Origin of the sequence: Sphingomonas metalli (genome assembly GCF_014641735.1) — a bacterium.
GTDB lineage: Bacteria > Pseudomonadota > Alphaproteobacteria > Sphingomonadales > Sphingomonadaceae > Sphingomonas > Sphingomonas metalli.
In genome coordinates this window covers 122644-137801 of the sequence record NZ_BMIH01000001.1, presented here as the reverse complement: position 1 = coordinate 137801, position 15158 = coordinate 122644, and the positions used below count along the sequence as shown (strand labels likewise).

Genomic DNA, 15158 nt, shown 5'->3' with positions numbered 1-15158 from the left:
ATCACAGCTGCGCGGCCTCGAGCACTGCGGCGCGTAGCTCGGCGATGCCCATGCCCCCCTCCGAGCTGGTGGCGATGATCGCCGGATGGGCGGCCGGGCGCTTGCGTGCCTCCTCCTCGGTGCGGGCGAGCACTGCCGCCAGCTCGGTCGCCTTGACCTTGTCGGCCTTGGTAAGGACGACGCGATAGCTGACCGCCGCCTTGTCGAGCATGGTCAGGATCTCGCGATCGACATCCTTGATGCCGTGGCGCGAGTCGATCAGCACGAGGGCGCGCTTGAGCGCCTGCCGGCCGCGCAGGAAGTCGTTGACCAGGTAGCGCCACTGGCGGACCATGTCCTTCGGCGCCTTGGCGAAGCCGTAGCCCGGCATGTCGACGAGGCGCATCGCGAGGGGCTGACCGACGTCGAAGAAGTTCAGCTCCTGCGTGCGGCCGGGCGTGTTGGAGGTGCGCGCCAACGCGTTCCGGTTCGTCAGGGCGTTGAGGAGCGAGGACTTGCCGACGTTGGAACGCCCGGCAAAGGCCACTTCGGGCACGACGGGATCCGGCAGGTGCTCCAGCTTCGGCGCCGACTTCAGAAAGGAGACGGGGCCGGCGAAGAGCTTGCGGGCGGCTTCGACGAGTTCGGGCGGGAAGGGGGCCTCGGCCGCGCCCTCCCCATGATCCGCATGGGGAGGCTGCTCGCTCATTTCGCCACCGGCTGCTTCAGCCCCGGATGCCGCGCATAGAGGAGCCGCTGCTGAAGGATCGAGACGCAGTTCGTCGTGATCCAGTAGACCTGGAGGCCGACCGCGAAGGGCGCCATCACGAACATCAGCACCCAGGGCAGGATCGCGAAGACCTGGCGCTGCGTCTCGTCCATCGCCTGCGGATTGAGCTTGAACTGGAAGTACATGCTGATGCCGAGGATAATCGGCACCACGCCGATGCCCAGCCAGTGCGGCGGGGTGAAGGCGAGCAGGCCGAACAGATTGACCGGGGTCAGCGGATCGGGCGCGGACAGATCCTTGATCCACAGCACGAAGGGCTGGTGCCGCATCTCGATCGTCAGCAGCAGCACCTTGTACAGCGCGTAGAAGATCGGAATCTGGATCAGCGTCGGCAGGCAGCCGGCCAGCGGGTTGACCCGCTCGGTCTTGTAGAGGGCCATCACCTCCTGCTGCAGGCGCTGCTTATCGTCCTTGTACCGCTCCTGCAGCGCCTTCATCTTGGGCTGAAGCGCACGCATCGCGGCCATGGAGGCGAACTGGCGCTGCGCGATCGGGAAGAGCAGCGCACGGATCATCAGCGTCAAGAGGATGATCGCCACGCCGAAATTGCCGACCATCCGGAACAGCCAGTCGAGCACGTAGAAGATCGGCTTCTCGACCAGCCGGAACCAGCCCCAGTCGATCGCATAGTCGAGCTTCGCGACAATCCCCTGATCGGTATAGCGGTCGAGCAGCGCCACTTCCTTGGCGCCCGCGAAGAAGCGCGCGCTTTCGGTCAGCGCCTGGCCGGGCTGAAGGATGCGCGGCGCGACGCTGTAGTCTGCCTGGAAGCTGGTATTGGCACCGGCGCGGAACTGGCCGTCGAAGGCCTGCTGCGCATCGGGCACCAGCGCGGTCAGCCAGTATTTGTCGGTGAAGCCCAGCCAGCCGCCCTGCGTGGTGAAGCGCTGCGGACCTTGAGCCAGATCCTTGAAGTTGGTCGAATACTGCGCCGCACCGTTGTTGACCGACATGGGTCCGGTATGGATCGTCCAGCTGTCCGGATCCTTCGACACGCCGATGCGGTTCACATAGCCATAGGGCGCCACCGTGACCGGCGCGCTCCCGGCATTCATCACCGTCTGGCGGATGGTGAACAGATAGTCCTGATCGACCGCGATCTCGATGCGGAAGCGCTGACCGGTCGCATTCGCCGCTTCCAGTCGCACCGGCCTGCCGGGAGCGAGCACGGGCGCGGAGGCGGTCCATACGGTGTTGGCGCCCGGCGGGTTGAGTCCCTCGGCACGCCAGCCGAAGCCGGCAAAATAGGCCTCTGGCGCACCGGCAGGCGACAGCAGCCGGATCGGCGCGGAGTCCTTGGCGACCGTCTCGTTGTAACGGGTCAGTACCAGGTCGTCGATGCGCGGCCCGCGCAGGTTGATCGAGCCCTTGAGCGCGGGCGTTTCGATCCGCACCCGCGGAGTCTCCGCCAACACCTGCTGCCGGTCGCGGATCGCGGCGGGGCTGTCGGCGGTCGGATCGGCGCCGGGCTTGGGAAGGGCGACCTGCTTGCCCTTCTCGATCTTGGTCGCGGGCGGATTGGCGGTGGGGAAGAATCGGTTCTGGATCAGCGGCCAGCCGAACAGGATCAGCGCCGCGATGACCGCGAACAGCACGAAATTCTGGCGATCGTCTTTCACGGTATCGTTGTGTCCCAATCGGGTTGGTCAGTCGGTCAGGGAACCGGGTCCGGGCCGTGGCCCCCCCATGGATGACAGCGCGCGATGCGCTTCACGGCAAGCCAGCCCCCTTTGAGCGCGCCATAGCGGCGAAGGGCGGTGATTGCATAGGCCGAACAGGAGGGATCGTACCGGCAGGATGGCGGAAGCACCAGCGAGGGACCCAATTGCCATGCCCGGGCGAGCCAGATCAGGATCGTCGCGCCCAGGCCGGTAGGATCGTTCGCGCGCAAGGTCTTGTCGGATCGCGTGGCCGATTCGGCCGATCCTGCCCCCCGGTCGGCGAGGCCGGGCGAGCCCTCGGGATCGCCCGCCCGGCTCACCGCGCCACCTTGCGCAGGGCCTTGGCGAGCTCCGAGCGGAGGCTGGCGAAATCCCGTTCGATCCCGCCGCTGCGGCCGATCAGCACATGATCGGCGCCGCTGATCCCCGCCGTCGGCAAGATTTCGCGCGCCAGTTCCCGGAAGCGGCGCTTCATGCGGTTGCGGACGACCGCGTTGCCGATCTTCCTGGTGACGGTATAGCCGACGCGCATCATCGCATCGCCGTCGTCGCGGGACTGTACGAGCAGGACGAAACCGGGCATCGGCGCCCGCCGCCCTGCATTCGCCGCCAGGAAATCCCGGCGGCGAGTCAGCATGGTCAGGCCGACAGCTTCTTGCGACCGCGGGCGCGACGCGCCCGGATCACCGCACGGCCGCCCACCGTCGCCATCCGCGCGCGGAAGCCGTGGCGGCGAGCCCGCACCAGGTTGCTCGGCTGGAAGGTGCGCTTCATCGTTCATTCCTCGGCAAATTCATCTACAACGAAAAAGGGCCGCCCGTGGGACGGCCTTTGTTGGCTGGCGCATAGAGGCGCAGACCCGCCAAGTCAATCGGCTGTCCCGTTCCGGGCACCGCTCCGCCATTCCCTTGGGTCGACCCCTGTCGCTAAGAGCGGGGCGGGGGGACGGCGATGACTTCGATCGTGGCGACGGTGGCGTATCTGGGGCTGGAAGCACGCGCCGTCGAGGTACAGGTGCAGCTCATCGCCGGCCTGCCGGCCTTCAACGTCGTCGGCCTGGGGGACAAGGCGGTCGGCGAGAGCCGCGAGCGGGTGCGGGGGGCGATCGCCGCGATGGGTCTCGCGCTGCCGCCGAAGCGGATCGCGGTGAACATGTCGCCGGCGGACCTGCCGAAGGAGGGGTCCCATTTCGATCTGCCGATCGCGCTGGCGCTTCTCGCCGCGATGGGCGTGGTCGATGCCGAGGCGCTGGCGGACTTCGTCGTGGTCGGCGAACTGGGACTCGACGGTCGGATCGCTCCATCGCCGGGCGTGCTGCTTGCGGCCTTGCATGCCGGGGCCGAAGGGAAGGGTCTGATCTGCCCCGCCTCCCAGGGTGCGGAGGCGGCCTGGGCGGGTTCGGTCGAGGTGCTCGCGGCGCCCGACCTCCTCGCGATCATCAATCATTTCAGAGGCCACGGACTGTTGCCGGCACCGCAGCCCGGGGGAATGGAAGAGGTGCCATCCGGCCCGGACCTGCGCCAGGTCAAAGGGCAGGAGACCGCCAAGCGCGCGCTCGAGATTGCGGCGGCCGGCGGGCACAATCTGCTGTTCTGTGGTCCTCCGGGCGCGGGCAAGTCGTTGATGGCCGCCTGCCTGCCCGGCATCCTGCCCCCGCTCGATCCCGCGGAGGCCCTGGAGGTTTCGATGGTCCAGTCCGTCGCCGGGACGCTGGCCGGCGGTCGGCTGACACGCGCGCGTCCCTTCCGGGCGCCGCACCATTCGGCGTCGATGGCTGCCCTCACCGGCGGCGGATTGAAGGTTAAGCCGGGCGAGGTCAGCCTTGCGCATCTGGGGGTCCTGTTCCTCGACGAACTACCCGAGTTCAATCGCGCCGTGCTCGACTCGCTCCGCCAGCCGCTCGAGACGGGGACGGTAACCGTGGCCCGCGCCAATGCGCACGTCACGTTCCCGGCGAGGGTGCAGTTGATCGCGGCGATGAATCCGTGCCGGTGCGGGCATCTGGGCGATGCGGCGCTCGCCTGCGCCCGCGCGCCCCGGTGCGCCGCGGACTATCAGGCGAAGGTCTCTGGGCCGCTCCTCGACCGGATCGACCTTCATGTCGACGTGGCGGCCGTCAGCGCCGCCGATCTGATGCTGTCGGTACCCGCCGAGGGGTCGGCGGAGATCGCCGCCCGGGTGGCGGACGCGCGATCGCTCCAGCGGACGCGCTTTGCCGGCCATGCGGCGCGAACCAACGCGGAAGCGGACGGACCGCTACTCGATGCCGTGGCCACGCCCGACGCGGCCGGGCGCGAGCTGCTTGCCCATGCCGCCGCGGCGATGCGGCTGACGGCGAGAGGCTATACCCGGATCTTCCGCGTCGCCCGCACCATCGCCGATCTGGCAGGCGCCGAAGAGGTCGGGCGCATCCATGTCGCCGAGGCCCTGTCCTATCGCCGGCAACCGCCACGCAATTGAGCGACGCGGCTTGCGGTCTCAGGGCCCCTCGGCTAGCGAGCCCCTGTTCGCTGCCCCTGTGGCGAAATTGGTAGACGCATTCGACTCAAAATCGAACGCCGCGAGGCATGCTGGTTCGAGTCCGGCCAGGGGCACCACATTCTCTCCCTCAGGGTCTGCTCCCCAAGGTCTGCGCCAGCGACGCTGTGCCGCTGCCCCGCCGGGCCGGCTTGGGCTGGCTCGGATCGGGCGCCCAGCCGGTCAGGAACAGGATCTCGACCCGCTCGCGGACTCGCCCGTCCGGGCCGGCCATCCCGGCGAACGCCGTGGCGGCGCGGGCCAGCGCGTCGCGCGACAGCGGATGACGGTCGGCGAGGATGCTCGTGCCGCCCATACCGCGCAGGTCCTCGATCAGGCGGAAGAGGTGCGGGTAGCCGATGCTGAGCGTCTCCACGTCCGCCACCGGCAGGGCGAACCCCGCCCGCATCAGCAGATCGCCGGCGGAGCGCACGTCGACCTGCGGATGCAGTCGCGCCACTGGCCGGTCGCGCTCGCCCTCCGCCAGGGCGCGCCGCAGCATCGGAAAGGAGCCCGCGCCGACGAACGCGGCGAGGAACAGCCCGTCCGGCCGCAGCACGCGACGCGCGAGCGTCAACGCGCCGGGCAGGTCCCCGACCTGATCGAGCACGCCGGCGCTGATCACGCAGTCGAAGCTGCCGTCGGCGAACGGCAACCGGTCCTCGTCCCCCTGGACGCCGCCGCTCCGCTGCGCGAACCGATAGCCCGGATCCAGCCGTGCGATCCGCGCAGCGGGCGGCGGCAGGAAGCCGCCATCGTAGCAGCCTATATCGAGAAACTCGGCGAAATCGCGGGTGACGGCATCGAGGCGCTCGGCGATACCGTCCAGCATGGCTGCGCGCAGGAAGTCATGCGCGCCGAAATCCTGCAATGCGCGGTCGCGCCGCCGGCGTCGCACTGCGCGATCGAAGATGTCGGGAACGGACATGGTGCGGCTTGTGCCGCGCGGTGACCGCGGCGACAAGCGATCCATGTTGCATCGCCTCACCTCGCCGCTGCGCTGGGCGGTGGATTACGTCCTGCCGCCGCGCTGCGCCGGCTGCGGGACGCCGGTCGGCGAGGACCATCGCTTCTGCGCGACCTGTTGGGGCAAGCTGCGCTTCATCGCGCCACCCTGGTGTGCCGCATGTCATGTGCCGTTCGCCTTCGACCGTGGCGAGGGGGCAGTGTGCGCGTCATGCGCCGCCGCGCCGCCCCGCCATGCCGGCGTCCGTGCCGCGGTCGCCTATGGCGATGTGGCGGGATCGCTTGCGGTGCGGCTGAAACATGGCGGCCGTATCGCCATCGCCGGCACGATGGCACGCGCGATGGTCAGGCTGGTGCCCGAAGGCGCGGACCTGTTGATCCCGGTGCCGCTCCATCGCGCAAGGCTGTGGCGACGCGGGTTCAATCAGGCCGCGCTGATCGCGGCCGCGCTGTCCAGGCGCTGCGGGGTGGCGCATGATCCGCTCGTCCTGGAGCGTCTTCGGGCCACCCGCCTGTTGCGAGGGCTGGGTCGCCGCGCGCGGGCGCGGATGGTGGCCGGCGCGTTCCGGGTCCGTCCGTCGCGCCGTGCCGCGATCAAGGGGCGGTCCGTGATCCTGGTCGACGACGTCTATACCACCGGAGCGACGGCCCTTGCCTGTACGCGGGCGCTGCTCGCCGCCGGTGCGGGGTCCGTCACGATCCTGTGCTGGGCGCGCGTGCTGGCGGGCGCGGATGCGAACGATTGACAAGCGGCCATGCACGCCACACCTCCGCCATATGGCACAGGTCGAAATCTACACGAAGGCGTTCTGCCCCTATTGCACGCGCGCCTTGCGGCTGCTCTCCGACAAGGGGGTCGAGCCCGACCAGTTTGACATCACGATGGGCGGCCCGCGCCGCGCCGAGATGATCCAGCGCGCCGGCGGTCGCACTACCGTGCCGCAGATCTTCATCGACGGCCGCCACATCGGCGGATCGGACGATCTGGCGGCGCTGGAGCGGGCCGGCGGGCTCGATCCTTTGTTGGCGGCGTGAACGCGGCAGTGTTGCAGATGACGGCGGGGATCGATCCCGCCGCCAATGCCCGGCTCGTCATCGATGCGGCGGAGCGGGCAGCGGGCGAGGGCGCAGCGATGCTGTTCACGCCCGAGATGACGAACCTGATCGATCGCGATCGGGCCAGAGCCGCCCGCGCCATCACCCGGGAGGAGGACGACGGGGTTCTGGCCTCGGCGCGAGAGGCGGCCGTCCGGCACGGCATCTGGATCCATCTTGGTTCGCTGGCCGTTCGGCGCGAGGATGGCAGGCTGGCCAACCGCGCGTTCGTCATCGACGCCGATGGCGCCATTCGGGCCCGCTACGACAAGATGCACCTGTTCGATGTCGATCTGCCCTCGGGCGAAAGCTGGCGGGAATCGGCCAGCTATGCGCCAGGCGAGGAAGCGGTCGTCGTCGATACTCCGCTGGGCAAGCTGGGCCTCGCAATCTGCTACGACCTTCGTTTCCCGGACCTGTTCCGGGCGTTGACCGATGCGGGAGCGTCCCTTCTCGCCGTGCCGGCCGCCTTCACCCGTCCGACGGGCGCCGCCCATTGGCATGTCCTGCTGCGCGCACGGGCGATCGAAGCGGGAAGCTTCGTACTGGCGGCGGCGCAGACAGGCGTGCATCAGGACGGCCGTGCGACCTACGGGCACTCGCTCGCCGTCGATCCATGGGGCGACGTTCTTCTCGACATGGGGGAAGAGGCCGAGCTCGCCGTCATCGCCCTCGATCCGGCGCGGGTGGCAGAGGTGCGGGCGCGGATCCCCGCCCTGAGCCACCGGCGCACCATCGCACCCATCAGTCGGTCATGATCGTCTTCGACCTTCGCTGTACCGCAGGCCATGTCTTCGAGGCGTGGTTCGCCTCGTCCACCGCCTTCGACGAGCAGCGCGAGGCTGGCCGGCTGATCTGCCCCCTGTGCGGCAGTAGCGAGGTGGCGAAGGCGGTCATGGCGCCCGCCGTGGCAGCGAAGGGCAATCGCGCAGACGATCGTCCGGCCGCCGACAGAAGGGCCGCGATCCGCGAGCTCGCGGCGAAGCAGGCGGCCCTGTTGGAGCACTCGGAGTGGGTCGGCTCCGCGTTCGCGACGCGGGCACGTGCGATGCATCTGGGGCAGGAGGCCCAGGCGACGATCCATGGCCAGGCCAGCCCCGCCGAGGCCAAGGCACTCGTCGAAGAGGGCGTGCCGATCCTGCCGCTGCCGCTCCCCGTCACGCCTCCCGAGCAGCTCAACTGACCGGCGCCATGGGCAGTCGCCGCCTTGCCTTCGCCGCGCTCGTGCTGGCGGGCGTCTTCTGGGGCCTCGGCTTTCCGCTGGGCAAGCTCGCCCTTCGCGAGATCGCGCCGGCGCATATGGTGTTGTGGCGGTTCGCCGTCGCCAGCCTGATCGCGCTGCCCTTCGCCCTGAGTCGCGAGGGGCGGGCGCTCTTCCGGTCGCCGCCGGTGCTGCTTGCCGGTGCCCTGTACGGGCTAGGCTTCATGGTGCAGTTCGAAGGCTTGGCCGGCGTGACGGTCACGCTGGCGGCGCTTCTGGTCGGAGCCATGCCCGCCCTGGTGGCGATCGGCGCCAGACTGACGGGCGAGCCGGTCAGTCGCGCATCGTGGCTGGGCGTCGCCGCGGCGACCGCGGGGGCCGCACTGATCGCGGGCAAGCCCGGCGGCGCGGGCACTCCGTTGGGCATCGCCCTGTCGCTGGCATCGCTTCTGATCTTCCTGGGCTGGCTTCTGGTGCTGCGTCGGGCGCCGGTAACGCAATCGGCGCTGGCCGTGCCGGCCGTGACGCTGGTGGTCGCCACCGCGGTGGTGCTGCCAGTGGCGTTGCTGCTCCACGGCTTGCCGCCGGTGCGTCTATCCGCCGTCGCCTGGGGCGGGATGGTCGGGCAGGGGGTGCTCTCGACCTTCATCGCCACCGCCGCCTGGCAATATGGCGCGGCCCGCGTCGACAGCGCGAGCGCCGGGGTCTTCATCAATATCGAGCCGCTGATCGGGGCCAGCCTGGGCATCGGCCTGTTCGGCGATCCGGCGGGCTTGCCGCTGCTGCTCGGAGGAGTTCTCATCGTCGCCGGCAGCGTGGTGGTGGTTCGCGGCGAGCGGTCGGCTGCGGGTGCGCTCCACGCCAGCGACGCGACGCGCGGCCTGTCGCTCGACTGAGGGCGGTCACCCGACCTTCGCCCCGTCTGCGGCGAGGCGCTGACAACGCGGTCGTTGACCCACCGGGCGGCTTTCGCCTATCCCTCCGCCCGCGCCAGTGCCCCCGTAGCTCAGCCGGATAGAGCGACGGTTTCCTAAACCGCAGGTCGGAGGTTCGAGTCCTCTCGGGGGCACCACCAACGTCGCGCGCCTGGCATTCCCGTGGCGGATAGGCGCGGCATGCGATCGATCCACCGCGGCGGCGAATCGGAATTGACTGCCATTTGAATGCTGTAGAGGATCGGGCGGGACACAATCTTCGGTGTCGCCGTTCGAACTGGACCGTCATTTTCGGGCTGGGTGAAGGAAAGGAAACATCATGCGTGCAGCGTTGATGATTGTTGCGGGAGCCGTGTTGCTGGTGGAAGCGCCGCTGGCGGCGCAACCCAGTTCTGCCGCTTTGGCGGTCGGTTCGGCGCCCGTGGTCCGGCCGAACCTGGACGGCTATATCACCGCCCGCCCATTCTCCTCGATCATCTTCATCGATCAGGATTATCGGCAAGACCTCCAGCAGCTGCGCAAGGCCGCGCTGAAGCAGCAGGCGGCAGAAGGAGGACGGTTGACGCCGCAGAGTGCGGCTTTTTTCCAGGAAAAGCTGGACAGGCTGAATCTGGAGCGGTCGCGCCGTCTGAAGCGTCTGGAGCGTTTCTGATCCACGCCGGACGGCGCCGTGGCGACGACGGCCGCCATCGACGACCGCTTCTATAGACCGCTGGCAGGGCGGGGGATCGGAAGCCTGCCGGTGCCGCAGGGCTGAAGGCGTCGCCAACCGGCGGCTCGAACTCTTCGGGGGCACCGGCTGGTGCCCCCGACCGGTCGGTTCAAGCCTTGCTGAGATGCGCCGAGATGTACTTGTTCATCTCGAACATGGTCGCCTTGTCCTTGCCGAAGACCTTCTTCAGCTTGTCGTCGGCGAGAATCTCGCGCTTGTTCTCGGGATTCTGCAGGTTGTTCTTCTTGATATAGTCCCAGACCTTGCTGATCACCTCGCTGCGCGGCAGCGCGTCGTTGCCGACGATCGCGCCCAGATCGCCCGACGGCTTGACGGGCGCATGGATGCCCGAGCCTTCCTTGGTCTGCTTGGTAGCCGCCTTCTTGGCGCCCGCTTCCTGCTTGGCTGTGGCCATCTCGTTTGTTCCCTTTGCAAAACCTGTCCATCCGCACGAAGCGGAATCACGCCTTGTCGAGCGCGGACGCCTTGTGCGCCGCCTTTCCGCCGTTGTCACTCTCTACAATGTATTGGGGGTCGTCCTTGGAGGCGCGGACGGTATGGCCCTTGATCTTGGTGTCGCTCGTGACCTTCTTCTCGACCTCGCCATGAGCCGTCCCGCCGTGCGAGTTCCAGCTCACCTTGTCGCCCTTCTTCAGATCGGCCATCGCATCGTCTCCTTGCTTGCAGCCTCTGTAGCGCGGCAGGGAGGGTTTTGGTTTCCATGGCGGAGGTATGCGCGTGTCGAATGCGGCGGGTGAGGGCGGCGGGAATGCCCTGGTCGATGGCGACCTGATCGGCAGCGACGGCAAGATCGCGATCCCGGATCACGTCGCGGAGGCCGTCCGCACGCTGATCCGCTGGGCCGGTGACGATCCCTCCCGCGAGGGGCTGGTCGACACGCCGCGCCGGGTGGCGCGGGCGTGGCGCGAATATTGCGCGGGCTATGCAGACGATCCGGCAATCCACTTGTCCCGCGTGTTCGAGGAGGTGGGCGGCTATGACGAGATCGTCCTGCTGCGCGACATCCCGTTCCAGTCGCACTGCGAACATCACATGGCCCCGATCATCGGCCGGGCCCACATCGCCTATCTGCCGCGCAACCACGTCGTCGGCATCTCGAAGCTGGCGCGGGTGCTGCACGGCTTCGCCCGGCGCCTGCAGGTCCAGGAGCGGCTGACCGCGGAAGTCGCCGATTGCATCTGGGAGCATCTGCGACCGCAGGGTGTCGCCGTGGTGATCGAGGCGACCCATGCCTGCATGACGGCGCGCGGCGTGCGCACGCCCGGCGTCTCGATGACCACCAGCCGGATGATGGGCGTGTTCCGCGAGGATGAGCGCAGCCGCAAGGAGGTGCTCAACCTGATGGGCCTGCGGAGCCGGGACTGATCATGGTGCGTCCGCTGGCTCTCGTCACCGGCGGCGCCCGTCGACTGGGTGCAGCGATTGCCGCGCGGCTGGCGCAGGAAGGCTATGACCTCGCCATCCATTGCAGCCGGGAAAAGGCGCTGGAGCCGCCGCTGGCAGATCTAGGCTGTGCGACCTTCGTCGCCGACTTCGCGGAGGCCGGCGCAGCGGAACGACTGTTCGGCAGCGTCGTCGCTTGCTGCGGCCGCCCCCCGGCGTTGCTCGTCAACAATGCCTCGGTCTTCGGCCCGGATCGTGCGGGCGAAGCGACCGCGGCGACGCTCGCGGAGGCCTTCGCGGTCAATTGCGCCGCGCCGGTGCTGCTCACGCAGGCGATGGCGGCGGCTGGGGGCAGGACGGTGATCAACATCCTGGACCAGCGCATCGCCCACCCGCATCGCGACCAGCTTTCCTACACGCTCGGCAAGCTGGGGCTCGCCGGCTGGAGTACTATCGCTGCCGCCAGCTTCCCGACGCTCCGCGTCAACGCGGTGGCACCGGGGCTCACGCTGCCGACCGGGGACTATGACGCCGCGCAGATGGCGCGATTGTCGGCGTTGATGCCGCTCGGCCGCCTGCCGACGCCGAACGACATCGCCGACGCGGTCGCCTATCTCGCCGCGGCCCCCGTCACAGGGCAGACGCTGTTCGTCGACGGCGGCGCGCATCTTGTGCCCTTCGACGAGGATTTCGTCTCGCTCGCCCGATAGTCTCCGACCACTCAGCCGACGCGGTTCGCCGCGGAAAGCACGGCGCGGACGCTCGCCGTCGCGATGTCGGTGTCGAGCCCGACGCCGAACACGGTGCGCCCATCCGCCGTACGGCATTCGACATAGGCGGCCGCCTGGGCATCGGCGCCGTGACCGATCGCATGCTCGCTATAGTCGACGACATCGAGGTCGGGCCCGGTGCTGTCCGCCAGCGCGGCGACCACGCCGGAGATCAGGCCGTTACCCCGGCCCGAGATCGAGCGCTCCTCTCCGTCCACCGAGACGCGACCGACGAAGACGCGCGCCCCGGCCGAGCCGCTTTCCTCATAGTCGACCAGCGCGAACCGATCGCCGTCGCGGGGAAGATAGGTCGCCTCGAACCGTCCCCAGATATCCGCGGCATTCAGTTCGCGGCTGGTCTCGTCGGCGAGCGCCTGGACGTGCCGCGAGAAGTCGGCCTGCAGACGCTTGGGCAGCTTGAGCCCCTTGTCCTGCTCGATGACCCAGGCGACGCCGCCCTTTCCGGATTGCGAGTTGACGCGGATCACCGCCTCGTAGCTCCGCCCCAGATCGGCGGGATCGATCGGCAGATAGGGAACCTCCCACAATCCGTCGTTGCGCGCGGACTGGGCGGCGAACCCCTTCTTGATCGCATCCTGGTGCGAGCCGGAAAAGGCGGTGAAGACGAGATCGCCCGCATAGGGCGTGCGCGGGTGGACGGGGATGTTGGTGCAATATTGCACCGTGTTCACCACCGCATCGATGTCCGACAGGTCGAGCCCGGGATCGACGCCCTGTGTGTACATGTTGAGCGCGACCGTCACGAGATCGCAATTGCCCGTCCGCTCGCCATTGCCGAGCAGGCATCCCTCGACCCGGTCGGCGCCGGCCATCAGTCCCAGCTCCGCCGCCGCCACGCCGGTGCCGCGATCGTTATGTGTGTGGAGCGAAAGGACGACGCTGTCGCGATCGGGAATGTTGCGGCCGAACCATTCGATCTGGTCGGCGTAGACATTGGGCGTCGCGCATTCGACGGTCGCCGGCAGGTTGAGGATCAGCGGGCGATCGGGCGTGGGGCGCAGGATCTCCATCACCGCGGCGCAGACCTCGACCGAGAAGTCGAGCTCCGCCGTCGAGAAGGTCTCCGGACTATATTCGAAGAACCATTCGGTTTCGGGCTGCTTGCCGGCCTCGTCGCGCAGCACCTTGGCCCCGGCGATCGCGATCGCCTTGACCTCGTCGCGGGTCATCCCGAACACGATCTTCCGCCAGGCGGGCGATACGGCATTGTAGAGGTGGACGATCGCACGGCGCGCGCCCTTCAGGCTGGCGAAGCTCGTCTCGATCAGGTCGCGGCGCGACTGGGTCAGCACCTGTACCGTCACGTCGTCCGGGATGCGGCCGTCGCGCACCAACCCCTGGATGAAGTCGAATTCGGTCGCGCCGGCACTGGGGAAGCCGACCTCGATCTCCTTCAATCCGGTCTTCACCAGAAAGTCGAAGAAGCGGGTCTTCTTCTCTGCATCCATCGGATCGATCAGCGCCTGGTTGCCGTCGCGCAGGTCGGTGGAAAGCCAGCGCGGCGCGCGGGTGATGGTGCGCGACGGCCATTGCCGGTCAAGCAGCGGGATCGTCGGAAACGGGCGGTATTTGGTCGATGGGTCGCGGAGCATGAAACGTCCCTTCCGGGTCGGGGCCGCACGGCGGGCATGCGATACCCGGTGCGGCCGAAATGGCGCTTTCGGTGATCGTCAGCCCTTAGGGAAGCCGCGCGCGAGGCTGCACAGCCGCCCTAAGGGCGGGTAAGTCGCAGGTCTTCACGTGCGCATTTCATGGGGGCCAAATGCCTCGCCCGGTCGCACTTGTCGAGCGCTATATGGCGTTACTTCGCCGCACAGCCTCCGAACGCGAAAGCTGATCTCGATCGATCACTTCGCCGTCGGCGACTTATCCGGTCATTAAGGAAACGGACGTAGCTCTGGATGCAGCGGGTGGGGGCCGGCCGAAGGACAGGATCGTCGATGCACCAGCTTCTCTACATCAGCACGGCGCGCGAACAGGCGGGGGCGCCGATCGATGCCGATGCCATTCTGGCGGTGTCGCGCCGCAACAACGTCCGCGATGGCGTGACCGGGTTGCTCCTCTACGATGGTCGGCGCTTCCTGCAGGTGCTCGAAGGAGAGGAGGCCGATGTGGTCAGGGTGTTCGACCGGATTAGCCGCGATCCCCGCCACCGGGCGATCGTGATTCTGTCGCGTCGCACGATCGAGGCGCGCGAGTTCGGCGACTGGTCGATGGCGTTCCAGCGGCGCGACGAGGATGCCGCGGCAACGATCGCCCGCGTCGCCTCTCTTTCCTCCGGCGCGAGCCCCGCGGTGCAGGGCACGTTCCTGGGGCTTGCCGAGATGCGCCGCGCGGCCTGACCGGCCGCGCGGCGCCCCGTCGGGTCTCAGCCCTGGGTAAAGGCGGCGTTGATCGCCAGATCGACCTTGTCCGACACGGCCGGCACGGCATAGCCGAGGCCGAAGTCACTGCGATTGATCGACCCGGTCGCATGGAAGCCGAAGTTGACCTTCTTGCTCATCGGGTTGGTGCCGGCACCGACGAAGCGCACGGTGAGGCTGACCGGTTTGGTGACGCCCTTGAGCGTCAGATTGCCGTTCATCATCCAGTGATCGCCCATCGGCGTGACCTGCGTCGAGACGAAGCGCGCGGTCGGGTTGTTGGCGACGTCGAAGAAGTCCTTCGACTTCAGGTGATTCGCGAAGGGGGCCGCGGTGACCGACAGCTGGTCGACCGGAAAGGTCACGTCGACCTTGGTCGCGGCGGGCTTGGCGGGATCGAGCGTGATCGAGCCCGAGCCGGCGCCGAACTGCCCCGACAGCATCGAGAAGCCCATATGGTTGACCGTCCAGGTCACCTGCGTGTGAGCCGGATCGACCTGATAGGTGCCGGCCTTGACCACCGACCGGTCGGATGACCCGGGAAGGCCGGGCGCCTGGGCCAGCACAGGGGCCGCGGCGGCGGCAAGAAGGGCGGCGGCGTAGACGAAGCGCATGCAGGCAAACTCCCTGTTGATACAGGGCGATGCTGGCCTGCGAAGTGATCGAGGTCAAACGCCGGTCCGGCAACGAACCGTTTCCTACGCGCGCCGATCCCGAAGAGTGCCGGAGCGAGCGCATTGCGCA

The 15158-nt window shown here is 68.4% G+C and carries 20 protein-coding genes and 2 tRNA genes; 12 read left to right on the top strand and 10 right to left on the bottom strand.

Going from position 1 to position 15158, the window contains the following annotated elements:
- Window position 1: 1 nt before the first annotated feature.
- The 5 genes from yihA to rpmH form a co-directional block, all read right to left on the bottom strand.
- A complete protein-coding gene (gene yihA, locus IEX18_RS00835; RefSeq protein WP_188656728.1) occupies window positions 2–688 on the bottom strand; it encodes a ribosome biogenesis GTP-binding protein YihA/YsxC in 687 nt (228 codons plus the stop codon).
- Window positions 685–2388, bottom strand: coding sequence for a membrane protein insertase YidC (gene yidC, locus IEX18_RS00830; RefSeq protein WP_188656727.1), 1704 nt, complete (start codon window positions 2386–2388; stop codon window positions 685–687). Before yidC ends, yihA begins: the two co-directional genes overlap by 4 nt.
- A 35-nt stretch (window positions 2389–2423) precedes the next feature.
- Window positions 2424–2636 carry a membrane protein insertion efficiency factor YidD gene (gene yidD / locus IEX18_RS00825; RefSeq protein WP_188657763.1) on the bottom strand — a complete coding sequence of 71 codons (213 nt, stop codon included), beginning with the start codon at window positions 2634–2636 and terminating at the stop codon, window positions 2424–2426.
- Window positions 2637–2746: 110 nt separating this feature from the next.
- Window positions 2747–3067 (bottom strand): ribonuclease P protein component, encoded by a 321-nt coding sequence (rnpA, locus tag IEX18_RS00820; protein WP_188656726.1) that lies wholly within the window; start codon window positions 3065–3067, stop codon window positions 2747–2749.
- A 2-nt stretch (window positions 3068–3069) separates the two neighbouring features.
- A complete protein-coding gene (rpmH, locus tag IEX18_RS00815; RefSeq protein ID WP_028056723.1) occupies window positions 3070–3204 on the bottom strand; it encodes a 50S ribosomal protein L34 in 135 nt (44 codons plus the stop codon).
- A gap of 177 nt (window positions 3205–3381) precedes the next feature.
- On the opposite strand from rpmH, the gene IEX18_RS00810 reads away from it, so the two are divergent.
- Together IEX18_RS00810 and IEX18_RS00805 are read left to right on the top strand one after the other, a co-directional pair.
- A complete protein-coding gene (locus tag IEX18_RS00810; protein WP_188656725.1) occupies window positions 3382–4890 on the top strand; it encodes a YifB family Mg chelatase-like AAA ATPase in 1509 nt (502 codons plus the stop codon).
- Window positions 4891–4942: 52 nt separating this feature from the next.
- Window positions 4943–5027: transfer RNA gene (locus IEX18_RS00805), tRNA-Leu, on the top strand.
- Window positions 5028–5038: 11 nt separating this feature from the next.
- Here the strand turns inward: IEX18_RS00805 and IEX18_RS00800 are convergent.
- Window positions 5039–5875, bottom strand: coding sequence for a class I SAM-dependent methyltransferase (locus IEX18_RS00800; protein ID WP_188656724.1), 837 nt, complete (start codon window positions 5873–5875; stop codon window positions 5039–5041).
- 43 nt (window positions 5876–5918) lie between these two features.
- On the opposite strand from IEX18_RS00800, the gene IEX18_RS00795 reads away from it, so the two are divergent.
- From IEX18_RS00795 to IEX18_RS00765, 7 genes are all read left to right on the top strand, one after another.
- Complete coding sequence (locus tag IEX18_RS00795) at window positions 5919–6659, top strand: ComF family protein (RefSeq protein ID WP_188656723.1); 741 nt, start codon at window positions 5919–5921, stop codon at window positions 6657–6659.
- 31 nt (window positions 6660–6690) lie between these two features.
- Window positions 6691–6948: a glutaredoxin 3 gene (gene grxC, locus IEX18_RS00790; protein WP_188656722.1), complete on the top strand. Its 258-nt coding sequence runs from the start codon at window positions 6691–6693 to the stop codon at window positions 6946–6948.
- Window positions 6945–7766, top strand: a complete 822-nt coding sequence (locus tag IEX18_RS00785; RefSeq protein ID WP_188656721.1) for a carbon-nitrogen hydrolase family protein — start codon at window positions 6945–6947, stop codon at window positions 7764–7766. The genes grxC and IEX18_RS00785 overlap by 4 nt, the downstream gene beginning before the upstream one ends.
- Entirely contained in the window at window positions 7763–8191 is a 429-nt protein-coding gene (locus IEX18_RS00780) for a DUF1178 family protein (RefSeq protein WP_188656720.1), read from the top strand. Before IEX18_RS00785 ends, IEX18_RS00780 begins: the two co-directional genes overlap by 4 nt.
- Window positions 8192–8199: 8 nt before the next feature.
- Window positions 8200–9105, top strand: coding sequence for a DMT family transporter (locus tag IEX18_RS00775; RefSeq protein ID WP_188656719.1), 906 nt, complete (start codon window positions 8200–8202; stop codon window positions 9103–9105).
- A 99-nt stretch (window positions 9106–9204) separates the two neighbouring features.
- Window positions 9205–9281, top strand: a tRNA-Arg gene (locus tag IEX18_RS00770).
- Window positions 9282–9463: 182 nt separating this feature from the next.
- Window positions 9464–9796, top strand: a complete 333-nt coding sequence (locus IEX18_RS00765) for a hypothetical protein (RefSeq protein ID WP_188656718.1) — start codon at window positions 9464–9466, stop codon at window positions 9794–9796.
- Between the two features lie 169 nt (window positions 9797–9965).
- On the opposite strand, the gene IEX18_RS00760 is transcribed toward IEX18_RS00765, so the two are convergent.
- Both IEX18_RS00760 and IEX18_RS00755 read right to left on the bottom strand, forming a co-directional pair.
- Complete coding sequence (locus tag IEX18_RS00760) at window positions 9966–10271, bottom strand: SWIB/MDM2 domain-containing protein (RefSeq protein ID WP_188656717.1); 306 nt, start codon at window positions 10269–10271, stop codon at window positions 9966–9968.
- Window positions 10272–10317: 46 nt separating this feature from the next.
- Window positions 10318–10521 carry a hypervirulence associated TUDOR domain-containing protein gene (locus IEX18_RS00755; RefSeq protein ID WP_188656716.1) on the bottom strand — a complete coding sequence of 68 codons (204 nt, stop codon included), beginning with the start codon at window positions 10519–10521 and terminating at the stop codon, window positions 10318–10320.
- A 67-nt stretch (window positions 10522–10588) separates the two neighbouring features.
- Here IEX18_RS00755 and folE point away from each other — a divergent pair, with 67 nt between their 5' ends.
- Together folE and IEX18_RS00745 are read left to right on the top strand one after the other, a co-directional pair.
- Window positions 10589–11242: a GTP cyclohydrolase I FolE gene (gene folE / locus IEX18_RS00750; protein WP_188656715.1), complete on the top strand. Its 654-nt coding sequence runs from the start codon at window positions 10589–10591 to the stop codon at window positions 11240–11242.
- A gap of 2 nt (window positions 11243–11244) precedes the next feature.
- Entirely contained in the window at window positions 11245–11970 is a 726-nt protein-coding gene (locus tag IEX18_RS00745) for an SDR family oxidoreductase (protein WP_188656714.1), read from the top strand.
- Window positions 11971–11981: 11 nt separating this feature from the next.
- Here the strand turns inward: IEX18_RS00745 and leuA are convergent, their stop codons facing one another.
- Complete coding sequence (gene leuA / locus IEX18_RS00740; RefSeq protein ID WP_188656713.1) at window positions 11982–13643, bottom strand: 2-isopropylmalate synthase; 1662 nt, start codon at window positions 13641–13643, stop codon at window positions 11982–11984.
- Between the two features lie 348 nt (window positions 13644–13991).
- Between leuA and IEX18_RS00735 the strand changes: the two genes are divergently transcribed.
- A complete protein-coding gene (locus IEX18_RS00735) occupies window positions 13992–14393 on the top strand; it encodes a BLUF domain-containing protein (RefSeq protein WP_188656712.1) in 402 nt (133 codons plus the stop codon).
- 26 nt (window positions 14394–14419) lie between these two features.
- On the opposite strand, the gene IEX18_RS00730 is transcribed toward IEX18_RS00735, so the two are convergent.
- Window positions 14420–15028 carry a YceI family protein gene (locus IEX18_RS00730; protein ID WP_188656711.1) on the bottom strand — a complete coding sequence of 203 codons (609 nt, stop codon included), beginning with the start codon at window positions 15026–15028 and terminating at the stop codon, window positions 14420–14422.
- Window positions 15029–15158 lie beyond the last annotated feature (130 nt).

Bases quoted from the DNA above. Each gene is read 5' to 3' on its own strand.
- IEX18_RS00795 (WP_188656723.1), top strand. From the start codon at position 5,919: ATGTTGCATCGCCTCACCTCGCCGCTGCGCTGGGCGGTGGATTACGTC.
- IEX18_RS00780 (WP_188656720.1), top strand. From the start codon at position 7,763: ATGATCGTCTTCGACCTTCGCTGTACCGCAGGCCATGTCTTCGAGGCG.
- IEX18_RS00765 (WP_188656718.1), top strand. From the start codon at position 9,464: ATGCGTGCAGCGTTGATGATTGTTGCGGGAGCCGTGTTGCTGGTGGAA.
- IEX18_RS00755 (WP_188656716.1), bottom strand. From the start codon at position 10,521: ATGGCCGATCTGAAGAAGGGCGACAAGGTGAGCTGGAACTCGCACGGC.
- yihA (WP_188656728.1), bottom strand. From the start codon at position 688: ATGAGCGAGCAGCCTCCCCATGCGGATCATGGGGAGGGCGCGGCCGAG.
- rnpA (WP_188656726.1), bottom strand. From the start codon at position 3,067: ATGCTGACTCGCCGCCGGGATTTCCTGGCGGCGAATGCAGGGCGGCGG.
- folE (WP_188656715.1), top strand. From the start codon at position 10,589: ATGCGCGTGTCGAATGCGGCGGGTGAGGGCGGCGGGAATGCCCTGGTC.
- IEX18_RS00810 (WP_188656725.1), top strand. From the start codon at position 3,382: ATGACTTCGATCGTGGCGACGGTGGCGTATCTGGGGCTGGAAGCACGC.
- IEX18_RS00745 (WP_188656714.1), top strand. From the start codon at position 11,245: ATGGTGCGTCCGCTGGCTCTCGTCACCGGCGGCGCCCGTCGACTGGGT.
- leuA (WP_188656713.1), bottom strand. From the start codon at position 13,643: ATGCTCCGCGACCCATCGACCAAATACCGCCCGTTTCCGACGATCCCG.
- rpmH (WP_028056723.1), bottom strand. From the start codon at position 3,204: ATGAAGCGCACCTTCCAGCCGAGCAACCTGGTGCGGGCTCGCCGCCAC.
- IEX18_RS00775 (WP_188656719.1), top strand. From the start codon at position 8,200: ATGGGCAGTCGCCGCCTTGCCTTCGCCGCGCTCGTGCTGGCGGGCGTC.
- IEX18_RS00760 (WP_188656717.1), bottom strand. From the start codon at position 10,271: ATGGCCACAGCCAAGCAGGAAGCGGGCGCCAAGAAGGCGGCTACCAAG.
- IEX18_RS00800 (WP_188656724.1), bottom strand. From the start codon at position 5,875: ATGTCCGTTCCCGACATCTTCGATCGCGCAGTGCGACGCCGGCGGCGC.
- IEX18_RS00730 (WP_188656711.1), bottom strand. From the start codon at position 15,028: ATGCGCTTCGTCTACGCCGCCGCCCTTCTTGCCGCCGCCGCGGCCCCT.
- IEX18_RS00735 (WP_188656712.1), top strand. From the start codon at position 13,992: ATGCACCAGCTTCTCTACATCAGCACGGCGCGCGAACAGGCGGGGGCG.
- grxC (WP_188656722.1), top strand. From the start codon at position 6,691: ATGGCACAGGTCGAAATCTACACGAAGGCGTTCTGCCCCTATTGCACG.